Genomic DNA, 21,873 nt, shown 5'->3' with positions numbered 1-21,873 from the left:
AAGTGATGAATCTTCAGCTTGATCAGGATATTTCAAAAGGAATCGGAGAAATCCTGACGAGAATCCAACTTAGTTCGGAAATGATAAGCCTGATTCAATCCTCGCTTAATGCTGACAGCAAGACAGGCGAACTGTATAAGTGGGCACACTTAACTTTATTGAGTTGTGAGTGTGTAAGCGAGGTAACTGAAGTTGCGCTGCCGGGAGCAATAGCGATGGAACTATTTGCCTTGGCAGCCGATATTTTCGATGATATTCAGGATCAGGACAATAATGATTTAGCCTGGCGTAAACTCACTAATGCGAACGCAATAAACTTAGCCATTTGCCTACTTATGCTGAGCTATGAGGCCGTATCAAAGATACCAGATAATAGACTCTTTAGAGAGGTCAGTACAATCTTAAACCGAACTGGAATATGCGCTAGTAATGCTCAATTCCAAGAGTTTCTTTATAATAGTTGTGAGCGAGTTACGCTTGAACAGTATTTTGACCTAATCAAGAGTAAGGCGGGGAGTTTAGCTGCTTGTGCCTGTAAAATTGGTGCCACATTAGGTGGCGCATCAGAATCATTGGTTTCTCAATTAGATCAGTATGGGACAAACCTTGGGATAATGAGCCAAATCAGAAACGACTTAAACGATTTTTTAGATTTCGAAAGGAAAAAGGATTTTGAAAATAATACAAAAACCCTACCGTATGTCTATCTTTCAAGTACTTTACAAGGGGATACGGCCGACCAATTCAAAAAACTAACGCAGTTAGAGAGTAAAGGGTTGCGCAGATTTGGAAACGAAGAACGAGACTATTTAAAGAAAATTGCCTTCAATGAAGGAGCGGTACATTACTGCACAGTAATGTTTGAAATTTATCGTCAAAAGGCTATGGACATTGTTCAGGCAATTCCAGTTCTGGAAAAACGCAAAGAGAAGTTGATAAAACTTGTTGAAGAACATGTTTAGGCGGCAAGCATACTACATTGCGAGTGCCGCCTTTGTTTTATTGTGGATCGTTTATTTTATAGCTAGTATTCATCAACCCTTCGTTGGTCTTGGGCTTGAAATGGTCGGTGAACAATGGATGGTGACGTCCAGTAATCCTAATGGCGAAGGGTACCACGCTGGGATCCGAGTGGGAGATCTGATTCTAAAAATCAATGATCAAGATTCAGGGAAGTACAGATTTGTTCAAAAATGGGGTGAGGCTGAAGGGGCCTCAACTATTGAAGTCCAAAAGTCGGATCAACCAACAAATAGCATCATGAAAATACCTGAAAGTACTGTTTTATTGAGGTCATTTAGTGAAATTCCAATGGTTGTCTTGGGGTTCTCTTTCTGGATTTTGGGTTTTATTACTTGGTATAAGCGCTCTTTTTTGCTTCAAGCACGAACTTTATTTTGGTTGAACTGGTTGATCGGTTTGGCGATCATCTTAGCTCCAGCTTCAAGTCGCGATTTGCTGTTTGCCAGAGAATTGGAGTACATAATTTTGTCGTTGGTTCCTATGTTTCTTATCGAGTTTGTCTCAGCTTTGCCGAGCGGAAATAAAAATCAAGTAAATCAGTTCGTTCGCCTACTATTAGCCTTCATATTTGTAATAATATTAAGCTTAACCATTCTACAATCTGCCGGTATTGCTCACTGTATAAGTTTATTAAGAAAACTAGTTTTATCAAATATGATCTTAGGAATTCTTTTAGCACTATGGAAGCTAGGGGAGCTTATAAGGTTTCCCAGAGATAAACCGGAAAGAAACCAGGCAAGTATAGTTTTGTTGGGCATGGCGATTGGTTTTTTGCCCATCGTATTATTAACCGCAGTCCCGGTTATAGTTGGTTTTCAACCGCTAGTGTACACTCAGGTTAGTTATTTATTTGTTTCTATTGTTCCAGTTACTTGGTATTATGTGATCGTCAATAAATATTTGCCGGATAGTCGTCGGCTCTTAGAAGCTATAATTTCATTTTTCGCTGAGGGAATAATTCTTAGTGTTGTTGTCTCGTGTGTGCTCTTTATTTCAAAAGTAGTAAAGGCGTTAAATCTTGAGGTGTATCTTGCTGCGCTATCTTTAACCATGCTGTTCATGGTTTGTTTGAGCGTTATTAGAGTTGTAAAAAGAAAAATCTTAGAGAAATGTTCTTTTTTCAAAGGACAGAAAGATTTTAGAAAGAGAGTTCTTAGGTTGAACGAAAGCCTAACTTCAATTAATGATGAGGACAGGATATTAGAAGAGGTGGTGAAGAGTCTATCAATTGAGGGAGCTTTTATCATCGTAGAAGACGGCAAAGGAGGATACTTAAAGAAGGCTCTCGGAAGGCTTTTGGAAAAGCCAAGCCAACAAGCCGAACTGGAAGAATTTTTTCAAGCGGATCAAAGGATTAATTTAAAAGCAAAGATACTTCCTGAAAGTTTTTCGGCTGAAATCTATATTCCCGTTGTTTCTGATGATTTCTCTTGCGGAATATTTTTAGGTCACCGTTATTCCCACGTCAAATTTGAACTCGATGAACTGCCTTTAATTACGTTGATCTCAAGTCAATTGGCCCAACGTTTAATAACGACGTTTGTCATCCAGGAATTATCGAAAGAAATTAAATTCATGGTTCAAAAATCTCAGGAAACACAACGAAGAAATCTGGGGCTACAAGGAATAACGACTGCTTTGTTTAGAGGTCTTGAGAAAGAGCGGAAACTAGTGGCCTTCGAGATCCATGATGGCCCCCTGCAATTGGGACTGGATTTGAATCGATACCTGAAATACCTTATTGAAGAATGCCTAACTAATAATGATAACAAAACAGTCAAGGCGATTTCTCATATGCGAAAGCTAGTTGAGAACTTGAATCTTGAACTTCGTTTAATATCAAATGATCTACGACCGCCATCCTTAACTGATTTAGGCTTACTTACTGCCGTTGAATTTATGTGCGAAGAAATAATGCTCAAAGAGCTGTTACTAATTTCCTTAGAGACTGTAGGTATCAGTCGAGATGAACACTTTAAGGAAGAAGTAGAATTAACTGCATACCGATTCTTACAGGAAGGGATTACTAATGCAGTGAAGCACTCCGATTCTAATAAATTGAAGATTCACATTGAGAGGAACGAATCTAACCTTGAACTGATGGTAAGTGACTTGGGTAAAGGTTTTGATACTAGCAAGATAGAAGATTGGGCGTTGACAGGTGCTCATTTTGGATTAGTCGGAATGAAAGAAAGAATAGAAAGCTTAGGTGGGGAGCTTCAGATCAGTTCGGAAATTCAGCGAGGCACAATGCTCAAAGCTACTATCCCTGTAGAATAAATAGAGAAAGATAAAAAGCACGGAGTCATCATGGAGGCTAATAAGTCAAAGGAGTCTAAAAAGAAAGAGGAGGGGGATAGACGTGGTTATTAAATCTGAGAAATCAGAAAGAGTGAAAGTCTTAGTAGTTGATGACCATACGCTTTTTGCGGAAGGAACAGTCTCCTTGCTATCCTTCGAACCCCGTATTTTGGTCGTTGGAATAGCCAAGAATGGGATAGAATGTATGGACCTTGTTAGTAAAACTGATGCTGACGTCGTTCTGTTAGATATAAAGCTCCCGGATACCAGTGGGACTGATTTAATAGACAAAATAATAAAGATTAAACCGGATGTAAAAATTATTATGATGACCGGACATAGTCCAAAAGGTTACGTTACTAAGTCTATCAGTAAAGGTGCTAATGGTTTTCTACTTAAAGACTGTTCCGTAAAGGAAATGATTCAGGGAATATTGAAAGTTTATGACGGTGGAGTCTATTTATCCCAAGGGTTAGAGGATTTTCTTCCCGTAAATAACTGTGATAACGTACAGATTCCAGTTGAATCTAAAGTACTTAGTGAACTATTGACCCCTAAAGAAATAGAAATAATTGAATTAGTATCAAGAGGTTTACACAATAAAGAGATTGCATCAGCTTTAGGTATTAACGTTCGGACTGTGGAATCTCATGTGAGTAATATCCTTCCTAAATTAGGGGTAAGCACACGTTTTGAAGCTGTCTTACATGGGAAAATCTTGATTAAGAAGATATTAAATAGATAGGCTAATAAGAGATTTAAAAGGTTGTGGAAGAAAATATGAGTCCACAACCTTTTTTCTAGTGTTAAGGATTGGAATAATTCAAGGAATTAACTTTAATCAAATTTACACAAATGAAGGACTTGGCAAACTGTTAAGTCCTTCATTTGTATATCAAGTAACTAAAGTGTCGAAGTATGTGATAGTTTGTCGTGAATTACGCAGGGTATATTAGCAGAATTACGGAGGACAAAGTTCTAAATTTGCGATAATCTATTCTTAACAGCTACCTTAGATAAAACGTAGACCATGTGGCTGGCTAAAGAGTACCGAAAGTGTAATACGGTCAAATCGCTGGAGGTGAAGCTTGCTAAACCTTGCTAAACCTTGCTAAATACTGCAAATAAGTGATCAGTAGGGAAAGTTCTTTGAAAATATATTTCCGTTAAAATGTTGGAGAGACCTCTACAAGATAAAATCAAGGCTGTTGAAGAACTTCGTGCAAATGGTATGACGCAGTGCGAGATTGCTAAAGAACTATAAATTGGACAACTGCACCGAAAGTAGTAACTAGGTATTAACAGCGTTAAGGATGTAGGACGTGTTTCGGTTAGGGACAGACAAAGAAAACTTGGAATAGACGATATAGTAGAACGACCTAAACGCAAGAAGAACGAACTTCGAGGGTAAAATCAAAAACACACTTTTTGGGGACTAAAATTAAAAACATCCAAACCTCGCTCAGAGGCCTATTTGACGGACCCAAATTAAAATGGAAAATGGAAAATTTGTCGTAAAACCATTAATGGTAATAAATTGATCAGAGTGGTATTTTTGGGCTGGCGATACTCTATTATAGAAAGGGGAACACAAATGTTTAAAAATTCTAGAATTATTTTTTTAGCTTTTGTTATGGGGATCTTTCTTTCACTTTCAGCCATGGCCATGGCTGAAAGTGTGGCAAGTGATACCACTAATTTAGGAACTGTTGGTGGATATAGTTACGGTGCTAATGGATTAATTTTCAATGATTCCGGTGCTAGGGGATATTCTGTTATAACACGTTCAGGCGGGACTGTACCAACTGGTTATATGGGGATTAGTATTTATGTGTATAATTCAGCTGGCGCATGTGTAACGTACTCTCCTTGGTCATACAACACTAGTAGTATTCAATCAATAGGATCTTTTACAAGTTGGTACACTGGTTCACATGATTATTATCGAAGTAAAGGTTCTTGCAAGATGTATAATGGCAGCAATTATACTGAGAAACCATCAAATTATACCCCGTATTTGTATTATTAAGGGAGGTAAAAAGATGAGATTTATAAAGTTACACGGAGTAAAATTAATAATCCCATTAGCTCTTATTGCTGGCTTTGTAGCAGGGTCATTTAGTTATGGGGCCATTCCCGCAACAGCCAATACTACTCCTAACCAGTCCATCCAAGATATTAAGCCAACACCAAAATTTCCGGTCAACAAAAACGGAGAGACATACGGTTCAAATAGTGAAGTTACTGTTGCCGGGCAGGAACCAGATTTAATTCTGGCGAAAGGTGTAGATGGGACTGATGGGTATATAAAATTAAAAGACTTAAACAAAGATCAACCAAATAACCCTGAAGAAGCTGTAGCGTACATGGAAAAAATGGAAAATAGCCCTCCAGAAAACATCCCACTATATAATGTTGATGGAAAAACTGTTATAGGAAAATTCAAAATTGATAAGCCAGAAAAGTCTGAAATAACAAAAGGAACTCTGAATGTATTTTATCACTAAGTTGAATTTGGAAGAGGTATCACTAACAAAACCGATAGAATCCATGTTAAGTGGCCTCTCTAGACTTATGTTAAAAAAATTCCAACTGCAAAGCCGGTCTGCCTTAGGAAAATGAGGGGTAGAAATAATTAACTGACCCTGTGAATGCCAGAGTAATATTAAGCGACAACCCCCTGGCTTTAATTAAACAAGGGGTTGTCGCTTTACGTAACCCTAGTTATCGGACGCAACTTTAAAAATACGATTTGCTTTCCCAAGAGGAATACTTCACAGGAGCCACAGCCCTCGACCCATCTAAGCATCCGACGTAGGGTCCCATGTCAAGTCTACCCCAGAGTGGCTGTTCTGCCGGTGTAGAATCCCAAGCAGTTAATTGTTGCTTCCTTGATTTGATTGTTCGGCTCTGTAAGGATGGTCAGAGTTCATGTTTAATACATGGGATTTGAACGTCAAACGGTCAATCAAGGCTGTTACCATGGTCGTGTTTTCAAACATGGTAACCCAATCTGAGAACTTGAGGTTTGTAGATACAATAACGCTTCGTCGTTCAGCTCTATCTGCTATGACCTTGAAGAGTAATTCTGATTGATGACGATTAAAGGTGAGATAGCTCAGCTCATCGATCACTAATAAATCAATTTTGGAAAGCTGTTTCTCTATCTTCATGAGTTCCTTGTATTCCTGGGCTTCAATTAATTCATTGGAAAGGTTAGCTGCTGTGTAGAATTTCACGTTCATACCTTGCATACAAGCTTTTACACCCAGAGCAATACTGAGATGAGTCTTACCTGTGCCAGGGTTTCCAATCATCACAACGTTTTGGCGTTTGCTTACAAAGTCACAACTAGCCAGTTCGTAAATAAAGGCCTCTGAAAGGTGCTCAAATCGGCTACAATCAAGTTCGTCCATAGTCTTTATGTATGGAAAGTTCGAGGACTTAATTTTGCGTTTCTGGCTGCTTTCCATGCGAGAGTCAAGTTCCATCTTCATCAACGCCAGTAGAAATTCTTCAAAGAGGAATACTGCTCTGTGGTGGAACAGTTCTTTCGGCTTTAAGCTTTCTAACGGCTGTACGTACCGTGGAATAAGAACCGTTGAAATCTCTTTCAGAGATTAGCCGATCATAAATTCTCTTAGCTGTGTGCTTTTTCTTTTTTAGATTTTCTTGTTCATCTTCTTTAAAGCAGCTCAGAATGAACGATTTGATGGCATCAGTGATTACATCGGGTTGTCGCTGATAAACTTTTCGAACGTCTGGATGAGTGGATCCTTCACAATACTTTGTAACGGTTGGTCTTGAAATATTCAAGCTTTTTGCTATAGATCGTATGGATTCTCCATCAATAAAGCGGGTGCGAATTGCTGAATACATGTCCACTTCAATGATCACACCTTTCATTCCTCCCCATAGAATATTTGATATTATTCTACAGGTTTTTATGACAGGTGGTAAACTAATTCACTGTCAAAAGGTGCTGAAGTGGTACAATTTTACATTATCATTCACAATCTAGGTGACTTAAAGTGTCGAAGTATATGATAGTTTGTCGTGAATTACGCAGGGTATATTAGCAGAATTACGGAGGACAAAGTTAAAAATTTGCGATAATCTGTTCTTACAGCTACCTTAGATGAAACGAAGACCATGTAGCTGCCTGAAGAGTACCGAAAGTGTAATACGGTTAAACCTCTGGAGGTGAAGCTTGCTAAGCACTGCAAGGAAGTATTCAGTAGGGAAAATTCTGAAAATATATTTCCGTTAAAATGTTGGCGAGACCTCTGCAAGATAAAATCAAGGCTGTTGAAGAACTTCGTTCAAGTGGTATGACGCAGTGCGAGATTGCTAAAGAACTACAAATTGGACAACTGCACCGAAAGTAGTAACTAGGTATTAACATCGTTAAGGATGTAGGATGTGTTTCGGTTAGGGACAGACAAAGAAAACTTGGAATAGACGATATAGTAGAACGACCTAAACGCAAGAAGAACGAACTTCGAGGGTCAAATCAAAAACACACTTTTTGGGGACTAAAATTAAAAACATCCAAACCTCGCTCAGAGGCCTATTTGACCGAATATGGGGAAAAGGTAGTTTCGCTCTTTACGTAATGCTCATTATAGGACCAAAGAAAGACACTTTGTCAAAAATAGTCGCAAAACCGTTAATATCACCATAAGATGGTGGGTATCTGGTTGGAAAAAGACCTAGGAGATGAACTTCTGATTTAATACACATTGCATTCGTAGTTAAATATTTAAAAAAGGGGGATTAACGTATGAGCATACTAACGTCTAAAATGAATGTTAAAAAAAATTTAGCAATTGTTATCTTAAGTTTAATGACAGTTGCTACTGTAGCGACTCCAGCATCAGCCCTTGTTAAACCAAATAGTTTTTATGATGCAGTAGCTTGGACTTGGGAATACAACGCACCAGCCACAAGCACATATAATTGCCTTGCCTATGCATTAGGATATACTGATCGTTGGATGTGGGCATGGGGAGCTTCCAATCCAACATCTTCTCAGGTGAATTATTATATGGATTTGGTAGGAGGCTATAGAAATGTAGGGTATGGTACCCCAATTAACAACCCCTTGATTATTTCTTATGGTTCTTCTTCCGCAGTTGTCCATTTTAGTAAAGTGACTGGTTCTGGGATTACGACTGCAAAATGGGGTGAGCTTGAACGTATGAAAAGTTATAGTTTGAATCCTTATAATCCTGGAGGTGGTTATGGTCCGGCAGTTACAACATATTATTAATAAAGGGGAGGAATAACTTTGAAGAAGTTTATCATACTGTTATCTGTTGTGTGTTTAATCGTTGTAACTATGCTGACATCCACACTTTCACAAGTAAATGCATCAGTTGCTTCTAAAATTGATCAAAATATGTTAAGTATTATGGATGATGTCAGTAAATTAGCAACCCAAGATTCTCAAAAATTAAGTTCAAATCCATATGACTATATCAATAATGCAAACTATAAGAGTATTGTTAATTTGGGTTCAGAGGCTCTACCTATTATTGTTGACCGAATAGATCAAAGTAAGGAAGAGGGCTTAAGGGAATACATTTTATCAATTGCTGCTGAAGAAATTGCAAAAGTAGACCTAAAGAAGGATAAGAGTGAATGGTCCTCGGCTAAAGGTTTTACAAAGGTATGGAAAACGCATTTAAAACAAATTCCTACCAATGTAAATAATATTGTAGTGTCAAATGAGTCCAACGATAAGAAGGTCCAAGAACTAGTATTGCTGGGGACTCCAGCAATACCGTTTATTATGGACAAAATAGAACAAGGAAACGCTGAATTATTCCCATCTATAGATCAGTTACTTCGAGGAAATCCTAATTTTAACATGAGTCAAGCAATTCCAGATAAATTAGATTGGGTGAAGAAAAATAAATCCCAATTTAATAATCTGCGTGAGCTTGTAGGTACGGAAAGTTAACTATAACCAAATGATGAAAAAATCACGCTCAAGTTATATAGCTAAGACGCTTTTACTGTAAATAATTCACGCCCCGGTATATACCGGGGCGTTTCTTCGTCAAGGAGGTCAGAGAAAAAGCCCCCCAATGATCCGAATAGGATGGGTATCGGACCCGGATTATTTTAGGAAACTTTTCCTAGACGGTTTTTTCTTCATGTTCTGCCGAATCGCTTTGTTAAGAATAGACATTATGGTCTGCTTTGCAGCCCAAATATTAAGTCAAAGCTTTTTAAATGCATGAGACATACCGGAAAGAAATCCTTAACTCTAACTTTTAGAGTCCAGAAAGACGCTAAAACCTGCTGTTTCTGTGGAAGTGCTCATCTTATTACGTTTCTGGTTCCTCATTCTTCGACTACGGCTTTAAGTCCATGATCGCTGTATAACTTAATAGTTTCGGAAAACTACCTATCTTGGGGAGGGGAAAGTCTATCCATTTTAAGGATTTACTTGGTATTTTTATTGTGTAGGTGAAAATATCCTTTGTAACAGTCCTTACCCAGAAAGTTTATACTCGAATAGAAAAGATTGAATCCCCATATAGATCTAGTGCGATCAGCAGGCGGTTCAGTACAACCTGAGATTCATGAGGTTCAATAATCTACACTGAATTATTGCTTTCCTTTTAGCTATTGACGTTGATCAATGGCTTTTTCTCTATTTACTCACCCCATAAATCTCTAAATGTTACGAAGCACCAGCATTCAATCTTCAGGATGCTGGTGCTACTATACAATTCAACTCTAAAATTTTATTGTTTTACGTAATTATTATACCATTCTCTACCCGTAGACCAGTTTTTAGAAGTAGGATCTTCTTTTAGTATCTCCGAACAGGCAATTGCCATAATATATTCCTCTAATCCATCATTATTACTATTAGCAAATTTATTGAGCATGTAGTTTAAAGATTTTTCTTTTTGTGAAACAATATATTTGTAATCTGCATTACTATCTACCCCTTTAATACAGTCATAGGGGTTGGAAGATAACGATACTTTACTATCTTTAGACTTCGTTATATTAATAAGCTTTGAATCTATTGATTCCTCAAAGGTTTCATTTGCTTTAACCTTCATTGATGATGCAGGGTCAGATGTCTCCTTTGAAGCTACTGAGGTTCCGCATCCTAGCAACGTAAACATAAGTCCAATAGATAATAAGTACGCGATTCTTTTCATTTTCTAAAACCTCTTTCTTAATATTTATTGCTACGTACACCACTAAAATAAGAGGCGTGAGAGCCGTATCTAACAAGCTTTTGGAACGAAAGTCAAGAATTCTATCTCTATCTATGGCGCTGAAGAAAAATACCTTTGCAATTCTTCATTCCCGCCAATATCGCTTAAATTTGCGTTACTATCCAAGAGTTTCTTTAAGAGAATTTCAACATTGTTTTTTCTAAAAGTAGTGTAAGTTTGAAACGTTGTACTTAACAACTGAAGCCCTACACCTATGCTTGACGATAGTAATACTAACTGTCCACTATCCATTTTTTCCTCCGTATGTTCCGAAATATTGGTTTATTATTTAAAAAGGATTTCTCTATCACAATAGTAAAATCCTGCCTGGGGAAACGGCATTATTAATAACCGGATACGTCCTGGTGCTTTACGTAACCTTATTTATCGGAATGAACACTGTGTGACGGTTACAAAGTTGCACGGTGTCGCAGTTAAACGATTATATAGTTAAACAGTTAAACTGGTTATACTGTCCACGGTTATAACTTACTTACAATCATAGGAATACATCGCCGTTCTCGTCAAGTTGTTTCAGTTTCGGCCATTTTTTAGAATGGCTAACCTGTTTGATGATTTCCTTTGTAGTACCCACTAAGACCGGGTCTTTACAGCGTTTCGTCCATTTGGTTTCTTTATCCACCACAGGCACACAGGCAACGTGCAAGTGGTAATGGAACACATCACGCCCAAGCTGTTCGGAAAGGGCGCGGTTGCGCTCGTCTGCGTGCATGACCGCCGACAAAATGTACTGTTCGCCGCCGGCTTCCTGAACTGCCAAGCGGTAGGCTTCCGCGAAAAATTCTTTGGTGTATTCATAGCCGCCGTTGCGGTCAAAGTAGGCGGTATTCACATCAAAAACAAGCTCGTCAATGACCTCTGCGTCCGCTTGCAGGCCGCGCGTGCTGATGGTTCCGGCTTAATCATTTTGTCAAAGGCTTCTACATAACTGCCCTCGCAGGTTTTGAAATGTACGTTGAGGTGGGAACGGTTTTTCACAATGTCGGAATTGCTGTAACCCTGGTTTTTCCGCTCGTTGTGCCGCTTCAAAATTTCTATGTGGAACAGAATGCGTGTTCAATACGTCTTACAATATAAGGAGAGTGACTAACAATGAAGAAACTGTTCATTATACTTACAATTTTGTTTTTGATAGGAAGCATGGCGGCTTGTAGCAAAAAAAACCTTTTTGGGTCTAATTCTTTAGCCGACATAAAAGCAATAGAATTGCGAAATGGAAATACCGGCGAGGTTGTATCAGTGACTGATGCTGACACAATTGATGCTCTTACAGATTATTTTACATCTATTTTAATTAATTTTTAAAAGGGCCTTATGATTTAAATGTAGATGAGCTTGATGATGTTGCATCAATTGTACAAATTAAAGGTAAACAATTATAATAAAGTTATTGTCCAGAGCCAACGCAATACGTTGGTCTAATCAGCCGGTAGAATGACCGGAATGGGAGCGTAACAATTAAATGAATGAACTAGAAACTAAGAATACCCGTCCACTGGAACTTTTAGCTCCTGCAGGGAGCTACGAGGCCTTCAAAGCGGCGGTAGAAAATGGCGCCGATGCAGTTTACCTCGGAGGGAAAAGCTTTAGTGCCAGGGCAAGTGCTGCCAATTTTGATTCAGAAGAGTTAAAAAAGGCGCTTTGTTATGCCCATGAACGACATGTTAAGGTGTATGTGACTGTCAATATCTTGGTTGCAGACCAAGAGTTTCAGGAATTGTTGGATTATCTCTTTGCCTTGCATGAAATTGGTGTTGATGCCGTGATCTTGCAAGATGTGGGGGTCTCAGACTTAATTCATACGATTCTTCCGGAACTGGAAACCCATGCGAGCACCCAAATGACGGTCAATACCAGTTGGGGTGTTCAGCATTTGGAAAAGCTAGGCTTTTGTCGAGCAGTGTTGGCCAGGGAGACCTCTGCTGCTGAAATGAAAATGATTGCGGATCAGACCCCGCTAGAACTGGAAGTCTTTGTACATGGCGCACTTTGTATAGGCTATTCCGGGCAATGCCTAATGTCGAGCTTTATCGGGGGGCGGAGCGGAAACCGTGGCACGTGTGCCCAACCTTGTCGGATGACGTATCAGCTCGTGAATGAAGAGAAAGAGAACCTTCTAACCCAGAAAAAACCGGGAGATCACTTGTTGAGCCCCCGGGACTTAAACTTAGCTGAGGAATTGGCTGAGCTAAAGAAGATAGGCATTCGTTCCCTTAAAGTTGAGGGCAGAATGAAGCGGCCAGAGTACGTGGCAACAGTCATTCGCCTCTACAGGCAAGCTTTAAGTCGGATTGAAGATCAAACGGAAGGTAGTCCCTTACTTACCAAGGAAGAACATCAAGAGTTATTACAGGTTTTTAACCGAGATTTTACAAGTGGGTATTTCAGGGACAATCTCGGTGCAGAACTTATGAGCTATAGCCGACCGAACAACCGAGGAACTCGTCTCGGACGGGTGGCACGATTAGACTCTGGGAGATTATCTCTCAAGTTGGAAGCCGCTTTACACCCTGGCGACGGAATTGAGTTTTGGACAGGTCGTGGACGAGAAGGGGTCACAATAGGCAAGATCTGGAGTGGAGAAACAGAGGTTACAGAAGGACTACACGGAGAAACTGTGCAGATCGAGTTTTTTGGGATGGCTCAGCCAGGAGACAGAGTCTTTAAAACCAATGATGCCTTGTTGATGGAAAAGGCCCGTGTAAGTTTCCAAGAGGGACGGGAGCAACGCAAACGCCCCCTGAGCATTCGTCTAGCGGGCCATGTCGGGGAAAAATTACGAATGGATGTCCTGGAAAGCGAGCGCAGAGTCACTGTTTATTCAGTGGGTGTAGCACAAATCGCTTTGAAGCGACCTCTGACCTGGGATTATGCCTTCCAACAGTTAGGTCGCTTAGGGACAACCCCTTTTTGGTTAGATAAGCTGGAGCTGGATGTTGATGAGGGCATCATGCTGCCGGTTAGTGAGCTCAATGAAATGCGTCGCCTAGCAGTAGAAGAATTACTCCTTGTGACGCCTAGGCCAAAGGTTGAGCGGCACGAATATGGGCAGAGAATAGAGCGTTGGAAACAGCGTCAGGCCGAAGAGCGGGCAGGCCAACAAACTATCAGGAGTGCGAATCCCCAGATCTCGGTGGCTGTGAGTGATCCAGAAACACTGCAAGCTGCCATTCAAGCGGGCGCCAAACGAGTCCTCATTGGTGGAGAACATTGGCGTTCGCGGCGAGGGTTTTCGCTGGAAGAGATTCGCACCAGTTTCGAAAGTTGCAGAAAGCTCGGAATCGATTGTGCTTGGCGCTTACCTCGCATCTTAAATCAGGATCAGAGCGCAAGCCTTTTGTCAGATCTTAAGAAGGCCGCGAGATGGGCAAAGAAACCGAAATTGATGGTTTCCAATCTTGGGGAGTTAGAAATCATGAGAGCTGTTGATGCGGATTGGCCGTTCGAAGTGGATTACTCCTTAAATATTTTTAATGAGGCCAGCCTTGCTTACTTTTTGCGTCAGGGTGCCAAAGGAGTGACGCTTTCTCCCGAACTGCACCACGAACAACTCGCCCATTTAGCAAAATGGCCGGGAGTGGAGCTCTTGGCATTTGGCGATTTGGAAATGATGGTGAGCGAATACTGTCCGGTAGGGGCAACGCTAGGTGGGAAAAAGGGGCAACACTGTGCCGGTACGTGTGTGCAAGAACCGCATTTCCTGCGCGATCGGATGCGCTATGATTTTCCAGTGGAGACAGATCAGGAGTGCAGGATGCATCTATTTAATGTGAAGATCCTCAACTTATACGAAGAGCTTGGCCAAATCAAGCGCATGGGTATTTCAACAATACGTTTACAATTGACTCGACAAACTCCTGGACAAGTACAGCGGATTGTTCGTTTGTTTGTTGAGGCTTGGGATAGCTTAAATGAAGGCAAGCGGGCCTCATGGACCTCGGAGGAAGGGATGGCTGACTTAGCTTCTCTTTTCCCTGACGGATTTACGAAAGGGCATTTCTTCCGCGGTGTGTTATAGGTTTATATGGACAATTGGTCATCTATGACCAGCGAAAACTAACCTCGAACAGCCTGTTCGAGTCATTTCCGCAGAGGAGGAACTATGGGTATTGAAGATAAAGTCCTAAATAAACTGGATTTTTCGAAAGTATTATCACGTTTGGCAGATTATTGTATCCTGCCACGCGCCAGGGAACTCGCCGTTGGCTTAAAACCATTTATTGATTTTGAATCGGTACGTTTGGCATTGCAAGAAACGGAAGAGGGAAAGAATTTCTTGCGGGGAAACCCCCTATTTTCAGTTCGTGGAGCCAAAGAAATTCGCCCCTATATTGAGCGCTGTTTGCGCGGAGGGGTAATTCTTGGGGAGGAACTACTAGAAGTTCGAGATACGCTGCGAGTTGGGCGAAGAATAAAACAACTCCTCCAGGAATCTAAAGAGGAGTTTCCTAGATTAGGGGAGATTGTGTTACCAATCGAACCACAGAAAGATCTAGAGGATGAAATCTCCCGCTGCATTTCGGAAGATGGAAAGGTTGCAGACAATGCCTCCCCAATCCTGTCAGACCTAAGGCGTTCTCTGGATCGCCTGCAACATCGCATTCGAGAAAGTTTAGAGGGGACCTTGAGGAATTCTTCGTATCAAAAGATGCTCCAAGATTCCATTATTACGCAACGTTCGGATCGCTATGTGCTCCCTATTAAGCAGGAATATCGCACAGCTTTTCCCGGGATTGTCCACGACCAATCGGCGAGCGGTGCTACGCTGTTTATTGAACCCATGGCCGTAGTGCATCTGGGCAACGAACTCCGTGAAGTGATTCTGAAGGAGCAGCGTGAAGTTCAGAGAATCCTCCAAATGCTCTCCGCCCAAATTGAAGTGCGTGGCGATGCTGTGGCAGAACTTCATGAGGCCTTGGGCAAAGTAGACCTGGTGGTTGCCAAAGCCCATTTGAGTGAAGCAATGAACGCAGGTTCACCAGAATTGGTCATAGGGCAACACGTGAAGCTTGTTCAGGCCCGGCATCCTCTGATTACAGGGGGTGTGGTCCCCCTTTCTATAGAACTAGGGATAGATTTTGATACGTTAGTGATTACTGGACCTAATACTGGAGGGAAAACGGTAGCGCTGAAAGTAGTCGGGCTCATGGCTGCCATGACTCAATCTGGTCTACACATTCCGGCGGAAAGCGACTCGCGTATGGGAGTTTTTACCCAGATCTTCGCGGACATTGGGGATGAACAGAGTCTCGAGCAATCCTTAAGCACCTTCTCCGGGCACATGAAAAATATCGTAGAAATTATCAACCATTCAGACGGACGATCTTTAGTCTTGCTCGATGAGCTTGGAGCTGGAACAGATCCGACTGAAGGGGCTGCGCTCGCGATGGGCGTTTTGGCTGAATTACATGAACGAGGTTGTCGAACGGTCTCGACAACTCACTATGGTGCCTTAAAGACGTTTGCTTATGAAACCCCACGTGTTAAAAACGCTTCCGTGGAATTCGACCTAGAGACCTTACGTCCGACTTACAGATTGTTGATTGGGATTCCCGGTAAGAGTAATGCCTTTACCATTGCCGGAAGACTGGGTTTAAGTGAGCGAGTCCTTCAAAAGGCCAACACCTTTGTCACCGAACGAGAAATGCAAGTGGCGGATCTGATCGAAAACTTGGGAGAAACCCACCGAGAGATTGAATTAGAAAAGCAAATGGCCAAAACAGGGCGGCAAGCGGTCGAAAAGGAAAGTAAGGCTCTGGAAGAAAAGACGTTACGCTTAGACGAGGAATTTGAAATACTACTAGCTCTAGCAAAGGAAGAGGCCAGCGAGCTTATTCGAAAGGCCAAACGTGAAGCTGATGAGCTAATCGAGGAATTAAAAGAGGCCCTGAAAAAGGAAAACAAACAACAACAAGATATAGAAAAGGCCCGTCAGGGATTTCGGCGTATCTCATCGAAGCTTGATAATGGTCGGAAAGTAAAGCGTTCTGGCAATGAATTATCGGCAAATCAAATTAAGCTTGGGCAGACGGTCCATTTGACGAAAATAAGGCAGAAAGGACAAGTTTTAAAACTCCCAAATTCCAACGGAGAAGTATTGGTACAAGTTGGTATTATGAAAGTCATGGTTCCGTTGGCCGAATTAAAGTTAGCCCAGGAGGAAAAGAAAATCCCGCCGAAATATTCCAGAGAAGCGAGCGTTGGTCTTCAAAAGGCTGAGGGAATCCGCACCGAGATTGATTTAAGAGGTATGCTCGTCGAGGAGGGGACATACACTTTAGACAAATATCTAGATGATGCGATTCTTAGTGGAATCGGTCTGGTTTACGTTATTCACGGCAAAGGGACAGGGGCCATGCGCACCGGGATACAGGATTTCCTAAGGGGGCACCCGCATGTTCGAAGCTTTAGAATCGGAGAATATGGAGAAGGGGATTCTGGAGTCACGGTTGTTGAGTTAAAGTGAGAAAAACTCTGTGAGTCGAACGAATATACGGACTCAAAAGAGGAGGGCGAATGCCCTCCTCTTTTAGTTGAAATTATATGCTATTAATCGGTTATTGTTAGTTTAACACTTCCAGAAGGTGGCCCGACCCCCGACCCGTTTCGGTTTTGAAAAGCGGCAGTAAAGACATAAATACCAGGATTAGGAGGTTGGCCGTTTTCAGCAAGTGAAATGGAAATGGAGGTTGATGCTGAGTTCGAAGCCTTAATGGGCATTTCAAGAACGGTCTTGTCTGGTCGGCGCATATAAAAAACAACAGAATCACCTTTGTTTTCTAACGGAACAGACATGGGGATAACCGCCTTAAAAGTTTGTTTATTATAGGAGACTTCCCCAAGTGTGGGTGAGGGGAGGCTGGGATCCACGTTTGCGGGTGGTGTTGTTGGATCGGCATCGGGATCATCGGGATCGGGAACATCTACTTTATCAGGAGCCGTCGCTGTTGGTGGTCTGTAGGGGGCCTCGTCAGATGGCCACGGCCATGACGAATCACGGTTGGGTAAATTCAAGAATGTTTTAGTTAAAGGGTCTTTGGAATTTGGAGAGGCTAACATGTTCGGATTTTCTGCGTCTACGTTTTTTTGAAACCAGACATCACTGACCCGATTGGGGAGATCTCCTTTGGCTGCTATTTCCGTCCCAACAAATTTTGAGGGGGTTAAGCTGCTAGGGAGGAGCCCCGACTTTGTATCGAATTTGCCACTAACAATCCCTGAGGGTTCTTCAAACTTAGATACCACAGGAAGATCTTGAAGAGCAGCAGTCATGACTTTCTTCCAGATTTGGGCGGGGAAACTGCCGCCATAGACGTTTCGTAAATAATGCTGTCTGTCGTCGTCTTTATCGTAGCCCATCCAAACTACCCCAGAGTAGTTCGGGGTATAACCAGCAAACCAGGCATCAGGGTTACCAGACTTATTGCCATAGTATTGAGGATCCAATGAAGTGGTACCAGTTTTACCAGCAATAGCCCAATTTCCGATTTGGGCACTAGTGCCTGTTCCGTCGGTCACAACGCTTCGCAGCATATCGTTGATAATATAGGCTGTGGTTTCCTTCATTACACGGTTTTTTGTGATCTTCGCTGGTACGGTATTCCCCTTAGCGTCAACGACCTTTACAATAGCATGGTTAGTGACACTAACGCCGTTGTTGGCATAAATCCCGTAAGCAGAGGCCATCTCCAGCGTGGAGACCTTTGGCGTGCCGAGCGCTAAGGTTAAGTTGCGATCGCCCTGTTCTAAAGGAAGTCCAAGATTTTCTTTACCAAACTTCCAGCCGTAATCGACTCCGATTAGGTTAAGCAATTTGACTGCATAGACATTGACAGAGTCTTCAAGGGCAGAACGCATGGTAATAAGGCCTTTCCAGCCTTTAGTTATCGTATCAAAGTCTGTAGGTGCCCAGGTTCCGTAATGCACCGGCATATCGTCAAGTACTGTGCCTGGGAAATAGCCGCCCTTCTCAATGGCCGGACCGTAGACTACCAACGGCTTGATCGTTGAGCCAGGCTGTCGTTTGGCTTGCCAAGCCCGGTTCAGTCCACGGGTCGTATAGTCCCGCCCGCCGACCATTGCCTGAATTGATCCAGTCGAAGGTTCGATGACAGTCATAGCTCCTTGAACTTTTACACTATCGATTCCTTTGGGGAAATTGGCTGCGTCAGCAAACGCAGCTTCAGCGGCAACCTGAATCTTAGGATTGACGGTCGTATAAATTTGATAACCACCGCTGAAGATTTGATCAGGAGTTAAATTATAGGTGTTTTCTAGTTCCTCAATAACGTAATCCACAAAATAGGGATATTTATAACTTGCATCGCTAAGTGTTGTTTTTTGAGCTCCGCCGATGGTTTTTTTCATGGTATCAACATAAGTGAACGGGGTATCGTTAAACGTGCTGTACTCTTGGGCGGTAATTATTTCCGCATCTCGCATGACACCGAGGACGATGGTCCGTCTATTTTTAGCTGCTTCGGGGTGGAAATAAGGATTGTATTGACTTGGAGCTTGTGGTAAACCAGCCAACAGAGCAACTTCATCAGGTTTCAAATCCTTGAGATCTGCGCCGAAGTATGTTTTGGCTGCAGCTTGGATCCCAAATGATGATTCACCAAGAAAAATTCTATTGAGATAAAACGTGAGAATTTCATCCTTTGTGTATTCATGCTCAAGCTGAATAGCAAGAATTGCTTCCTGAATCTTACGAGTAAATGTTTTGGCCGTGGGATCTGCGATAAAAGCGTTGCGGGCAAGTTGAATACTAATGGTACTTGCTCCTTCTTTGGCACTTCTAGAGCGAATGTCGTTGATCGCTGAACCAATGATTCGTATGGGATCTACTCCAAAATGCTGGTAAAAGCGTTTGTCCTCAACAGCGACAAATGTTTTCTTAACAAGGTCGGGAATGTCGGAAGAATTAATAGGTTGGCTATTTTCGACCCCCCGCAATTGAGTGAATTTGACTTCGTCTTTGTCGTATACAGAGGAGTTCTGTTTCTGGTCGAGAAGACCAGAAGGGCTCCATTTTGGGGTGCCGGCCGCAGCAATGCCTACAAATATTGCTACCCCTATCATCACAAGGGCAATTACACTCCCTATGGATATAAGGACAATTCGTAGTTTTGAAGAGCGTTTTCGGCGCTGTGGACGCGTTGGTTTCCGGGATGATGGCATAATTTATACCTCCTAAATAGTGCAAAAATGAGGCGCGTAGAAATTTCGAATTTCTTGAATTATATCATACTTCTTCAATTGTAAGGAAATCCTTGCATAAATGAGGGAAGGGAAATATCAGATTAGTTGCTAGCTCGACGTAGACAGGATATAATATCCTAGTGAAGTATATGTACATATCGCGAATGGTATGATTGAGAAGAAACTTGGCGGAAAGTAGCAGAGAGTCGGTGTAGGGTGAGAACCGACCTAGAAACCAAGAGGTACACCTCATGACTAGAGTTAACAACTCTCGGATAAGCCCGTTACTGCTGATTAAGCTGGATGTCTGTTTTGTAACCTGGGCATCAATGTGGGTGGTACCGCGGAAGTGTTTTCGTCCCTCAACCTTGAGTTGGGGGATTTTGTCATTTCCAATGTTAAAATTCTGGGTGATAGTAACACTATAAAGGAGAGAAATATATGGACATTTTTAAGGAATTACAGGAACGGGGACTCATTTATCAGCATACCAATGAGGAAGCACTGCGCAAAAGATTAGATTCGGGACCGATGACGTTATATTGTGGATTTGATCCTACTGCAGACAGCCTGCATATTGGAAGTTTACTGCCCATTTTGGTCTTGAAGCGCTTCCAACTAGCGGGACATATACCGATCGCACTGGTAGGTGGAGGCACGGGCTTAATTGGTGATCCTAGCGGTAAAGCGGCTGAACGGATACTAAATCCTCAAGAAGTCGTGGAGCAGTGGGCGAGCAAGATCAAAGACCAGCTTGGACATTTCTTGGATTTTGAAACCAAAGAAAGCCCAGCAATTATTGCGAATAACTATGATTGGCTAGGTTCTCTACAAGTTATTGAATTTCTGCGGGACATAGGTAAGAATTTCCCATTAGGGGCCATGTTAGCCAAAGACGCTGTAGAAGCGCGGATGAGTAAAGGAATATCCTATACTGAATTCAGCTATATGATATTACAATCTTACGATTATCTGAAACTCAATGAAGTGTACGGTTGTGAGATGCAGGTGGGTGGAAGTGATCAGTGGGGAAATATAACAGCAGGAATTGATTTAATTCGACGCACTTCGGGTGATCAAGTTAAGGAAATGTACGGACTGACGATGCCACTCGTCACGAAAAGCGACGGAGTAAAATTCGGGAAAACAGAATCGGGAACAGTTTGGCTAAATGCTGAGAAGACATCTCCCTATAAATTCTATCAATTTTGGATGAATACCGATGACCAGGATGTAATAAGATTCCTTAAATATTTTACATTCTTATCGTTAGATGAGATTGCTGTCCTAGCAGAAGGCGTAGAAAAGGAGCCTGAAAAGAGAAAGGCTCAACGGACATTAGCGGTAGAAGTGACGAAGTTAGTACATGGGCAAGAGGCTCTTGAACGGGCAGAAAAAATATCGAGTGCTCTTTTCGGAGGAGGCCTTACGAATCTGACGTCAGCAGAACTTGAAGAGGGCTTTAGTGATGTGCCATCAGCTACTATTGAAAGCCCAGAGATCGGGTTGGTCGATTTGTTGATTAAAGGAGAGGTAGTCACTTCGAAACGACTCGCCAGAGAGGCGATTGAGAATGGAGCAATCTATATTAATGATATTCGATATACGGATGTAGAAACATCTGTTTCTCAACTTGAGCGTTTAGATGGGAAGTATCTTGTTATACGTCGTGGTAAGAAAAACTACTATCTTATTAAATTTAAATAGTATTATTTAAAGAGAACAGAGTGTGCGACAGTTGATTGATCATCGTTAGGTCTGCACTCTGTTCGTTCGCGATTAACTTCTCTCCTGAATACTTAAGAATATACATTTTAAAGTAGTTGACAAGAGAGTAAGCAAATGTTAATATATCCAAGTGCCCGCAAAACATAATACTATTGTTAGTAAATATGCGGTGAGCCGTAAAAGGAATAAAATAGATTAGCTATTGACAACGCAAGTTGAAAATGCTAAGATATGATTCCGGCCCAAACGGGTGCAGGGGATACAAACTTATAAAACATGGACTTTAATGGTCTTTGAAAACTAAACAACAAGGACAGCCAATGAGAGAAACTCTAAGGAGTTTCAAAAAAAC

Annotated in this window: 18 protein-coding genes and 1 pseudogene; 12 read left to right on the top strand and 7 right to left on the bottom strand. The window is 41.7% G+C overall.

Annotated elements, in window-relative coordinates:
* Window positions 1–5 precede the first annotated feature (5 nt).
* The 5 genes from E4K67_RS27610 to E4K67_RS27590 all read left to right on the top strand — a co-directional run bounded on the left by E4K67_RS27610 (window position 6) and on the right by E4K67_RS27590 (window position 5,831).
* Entirely contained in the window at window positions 6–962 is a 957-nt protein-coding gene (locus E4K67_RS27610; protein WP_135552686.1) for a polyprenyl synthetase family protein, read from the top strand.
* Complete coding sequence (locus E4K67_RS27605) at window positions 943–3,303, top strand: sensor histidine kinase (RefSeq protein ID WP_135552684.1); 2,361 nt, start codon at window positions 943–945, stop codon at window positions 3,301–3,303. Before E4K67_RS27610 ends, E4K67_RS27605 begins: the two co-directional genes overlap by 20 nt.
* Before the next feature lie 82 nt (window positions 3,304–3,385).
* Complete coding sequence (locus tag E4K67_RS27600; RefSeq protein WP_135552683.1) at window positions 3,386–4,069, top strand: response regulator; 684 nt, start codon at window positions 3,386–3,388, stop codon at window positions 4,067–4,069.
* Between the two features lie 849 nt (window positions 4,070–4,918).
* Window positions 4,919–5,353, top strand: coding sequence for a hypothetical protein (locus E4K67_RS27595; protein ID WP_135552681.1), 435 nt, complete (start codon window positions 4,919–4,921; stop codon window positions 5,351–5,353).
* 13 nt (window positions 5,354–5,366) lie between these two features.
* Window positions 5,367–5,831, top strand: coding sequence for a peptidase M56 BlaR1 (locus tag E4K67_RS27590; RefSeq protein WP_135552680.1), 465 nt, complete (start codon window positions 5,367–5,369; stop codon window positions 5,829–5,831).
* Between the two features lie 369 nt (window positions 5,832–6,200).
* Here E4K67_RS27590 and istB read toward each other — a convergent pair whose 3' ends face one another.
* Together istB and E4K67_RS27580 are read right to left on the bottom strand one after the other, a co-directional pair.
* Entirely contained in the window at window positions 6,201–6,815 is a 615-nt protein-coding gene (gene istB, locus E4K67_RS27585; RefSeq protein WP_206752232.1) for an IS21-like element helper ATPase IstB, read from the bottom strand.
* A gap of 25 nt (window positions 6,816–6,840) precedes the next feature.
* Window positions 6,841–7,221 carry an NUMOD1 domain-containing DNA-binding protein gene (locus tag E4K67_RS27580; protein WP_158408596.1) on the bottom strand — a complete coding sequence of 127 codons (381 nt, stop codon included), beginning with the start codon at window positions 7,219–7,221 and terminating at the stop codon, window positions 6,841–6,843.
* Between the two features lie 886 nt (window positions 7,222–8,107).
* On the opposite strand from E4K67_RS27580, the gene E4K67_RS27575 reads away from it, so the two are divergent.
* The 3 genes and pseudogenes from E4K67_RS27575 to E4K67_RS31700 all read left to right on the top strand — a co-directional run.
* Window positions 8,108–8,596, top strand: a complete 489-nt coding sequence (locus tag E4K67_RS27575; RefSeq protein ID WP_243454663.1) for a DUF7689 domain-containing protein — start codon at window positions 8,108–8,110, stop codon at window positions 8,594–8,596.
* An 18-nt stretch (window positions 8,597–8,614) separates the two neighbouring features.
* A complete protein-coding gene (locus tag E4K67_RS27570; RefSeq protein WP_135552674.1) occupies window positions 8,615–9,289 on the top strand; it encodes a hypothetical protein in 675 nt (224 codons plus the stop codon).
* A 183-nt stretch (window positions 9,290–9,472) separates the two neighbouring features.
* A pseudogene (locus E4K67_RS31700) lies at window positions 9,473–9,706 on the top strand (hypothetical protein); the annotation flags it as partial.
* A 376-nt stretch (window positions 9,707–10,082) separates the two neighbouring features.
* Here the strand turns inward: E4K67_RS31700 and E4K67_RS27560 are convergent.
* From E4K67_RS27560 to E4K67_RS31690, 4 genes are all read right to left on the bottom strand, one after another.
* On the bottom strand, window positions 10,083–10,511 hold the full coding sequence (locus E4K67_RS27560; protein WP_135552672.1) for a hypothetical protein: 429 nt from the start codon (window positions 10,509–10,511) through the stop codon (window positions 10,083–10,085).
* Window positions 10,512–10,622: 111 nt separating this feature from the next.
* A complete protein-coding gene (locus E4K67_RS27555) occupies window positions 10,623–10,823 on the bottom strand; it encodes a hypothetical protein (protein WP_135552670.1) in 201 nt (66 codons plus the stop codon).
* 247 nt (window positions 10,824–11,070) lie between these two features.
* Window positions 11,071–11,424, bottom strand: a complete 354-nt coding sequence (locus tag E4K67_RS31695; RefSeq protein WP_420841596.1) for a plasmid recombination protein — start codon at window positions 11,422–11,424, stop codon at window positions 11,071–11,073.
* Window positions 11,421–11,621, bottom strand: coding sequence for a plasmid recombination protein (locus tag E4K67_RS31690; RefSeq protein ID WP_420841595.1), 201 nt, complete (start codon window positions 11,619–11,621; stop codon window positions 11,421–11,423). The genes E4K67_RS31695 and E4K67_RS31690 overlap by 4 nt, the downstream gene beginning before the upstream one ends.
* 63 nt (window positions 11,622–11,684) lie before the next feature.
* On the opposite strand from E4K67_RS31690, the gene E4K67_RS27545 reads away from it, so the two are divergent.
* The 3 genes from E4K67_RS27545 (at window position 11,685) to E4K67_RS27535 (ending at window position 17,058) form a co-directional block, all read left to right on the top strand.
* Window positions 11,685–11,897 (top strand): hypothetical protein, encoded by a 213-nt coding sequence (locus E4K67_RS27545; RefSeq protein ID WP_135552668.1) that lies wholly within the window; start codon window positions 11,685–11,687, stop codon window positions 11,895–11,897.
* 157 nt (window positions 11,898–12,054) lie between these two features.
* Window positions 12,055–14,610 (top strand): U32 family peptidase, encoded by a 2,556-nt coding sequence (locus tag E4K67_RS27540; RefSeq protein WP_135552666.1) that lies wholly within the window; start codon window positions 12,055–12,057, stop codon window positions 14,608–14,610.
* Window positions 14,611–14,694: 84 nt separating this feature from the next.
* Complete coding sequence (locus E4K67_RS27535) at window positions 14,695–17,058, top strand: endonuclease MutS2 (protein ID WP_135552664.1); 2,364 nt, start codon at window positions 14,695–14,697, stop codon at window positions 17,056–17,058.
* An 83-nt stretch (window positions 17,059–17,141) separates the two neighbouring features.
* Here the strand turns inward: E4K67_RS27535 and E4K67_RS27530 are convergent, their stop codons facing one another.
* Complete coding sequence (locus tag E4K67_RS27530; protein WP_135552662.1) at window positions 17,142–19,772, bottom strand: transglycosylase domain-containing protein; 2,631 nt, start codon at window positions 19,770–19,772, stop codon at window positions 17,142–17,144.
* Window positions 19,773–20,234: 462 nt separating this feature from the next.
* On the opposite strand from E4K67_RS27530, the gene tyrS reads away from it, so the two are divergent.
* Window positions 20,235–21,500 carry a tyrosine--tRNA ligase gene (tyrS, locus tag E4K67_RS27525; protein WP_135552660.1) on the top strand — a complete coding sequence of 422 codons (1,266 nt, stop codon included), beginning with the start codon at window positions 20,235–20,237 and terminating at the stop codon, window positions 21,498–21,500.
* Window positions 21,501–21,873: the final 373 nt, after the last annotated feature.

The sequence above is a fragment of the Desulfosporosinus fructosivorans genome, from assembly GCF_004766045.1.
In the GTDB taxonomy this organism is placed as follows: Bacteria; Bacillota; Desulfitobacteriia; order Desulfitobacteriales; family Desulfitobacteriaceae; genus Desulfosporosinus; species Desulfosporosinus fructosivorans.
This window is presented reverse-complemented; position numbering and strand designations above follow the sequence as displayed.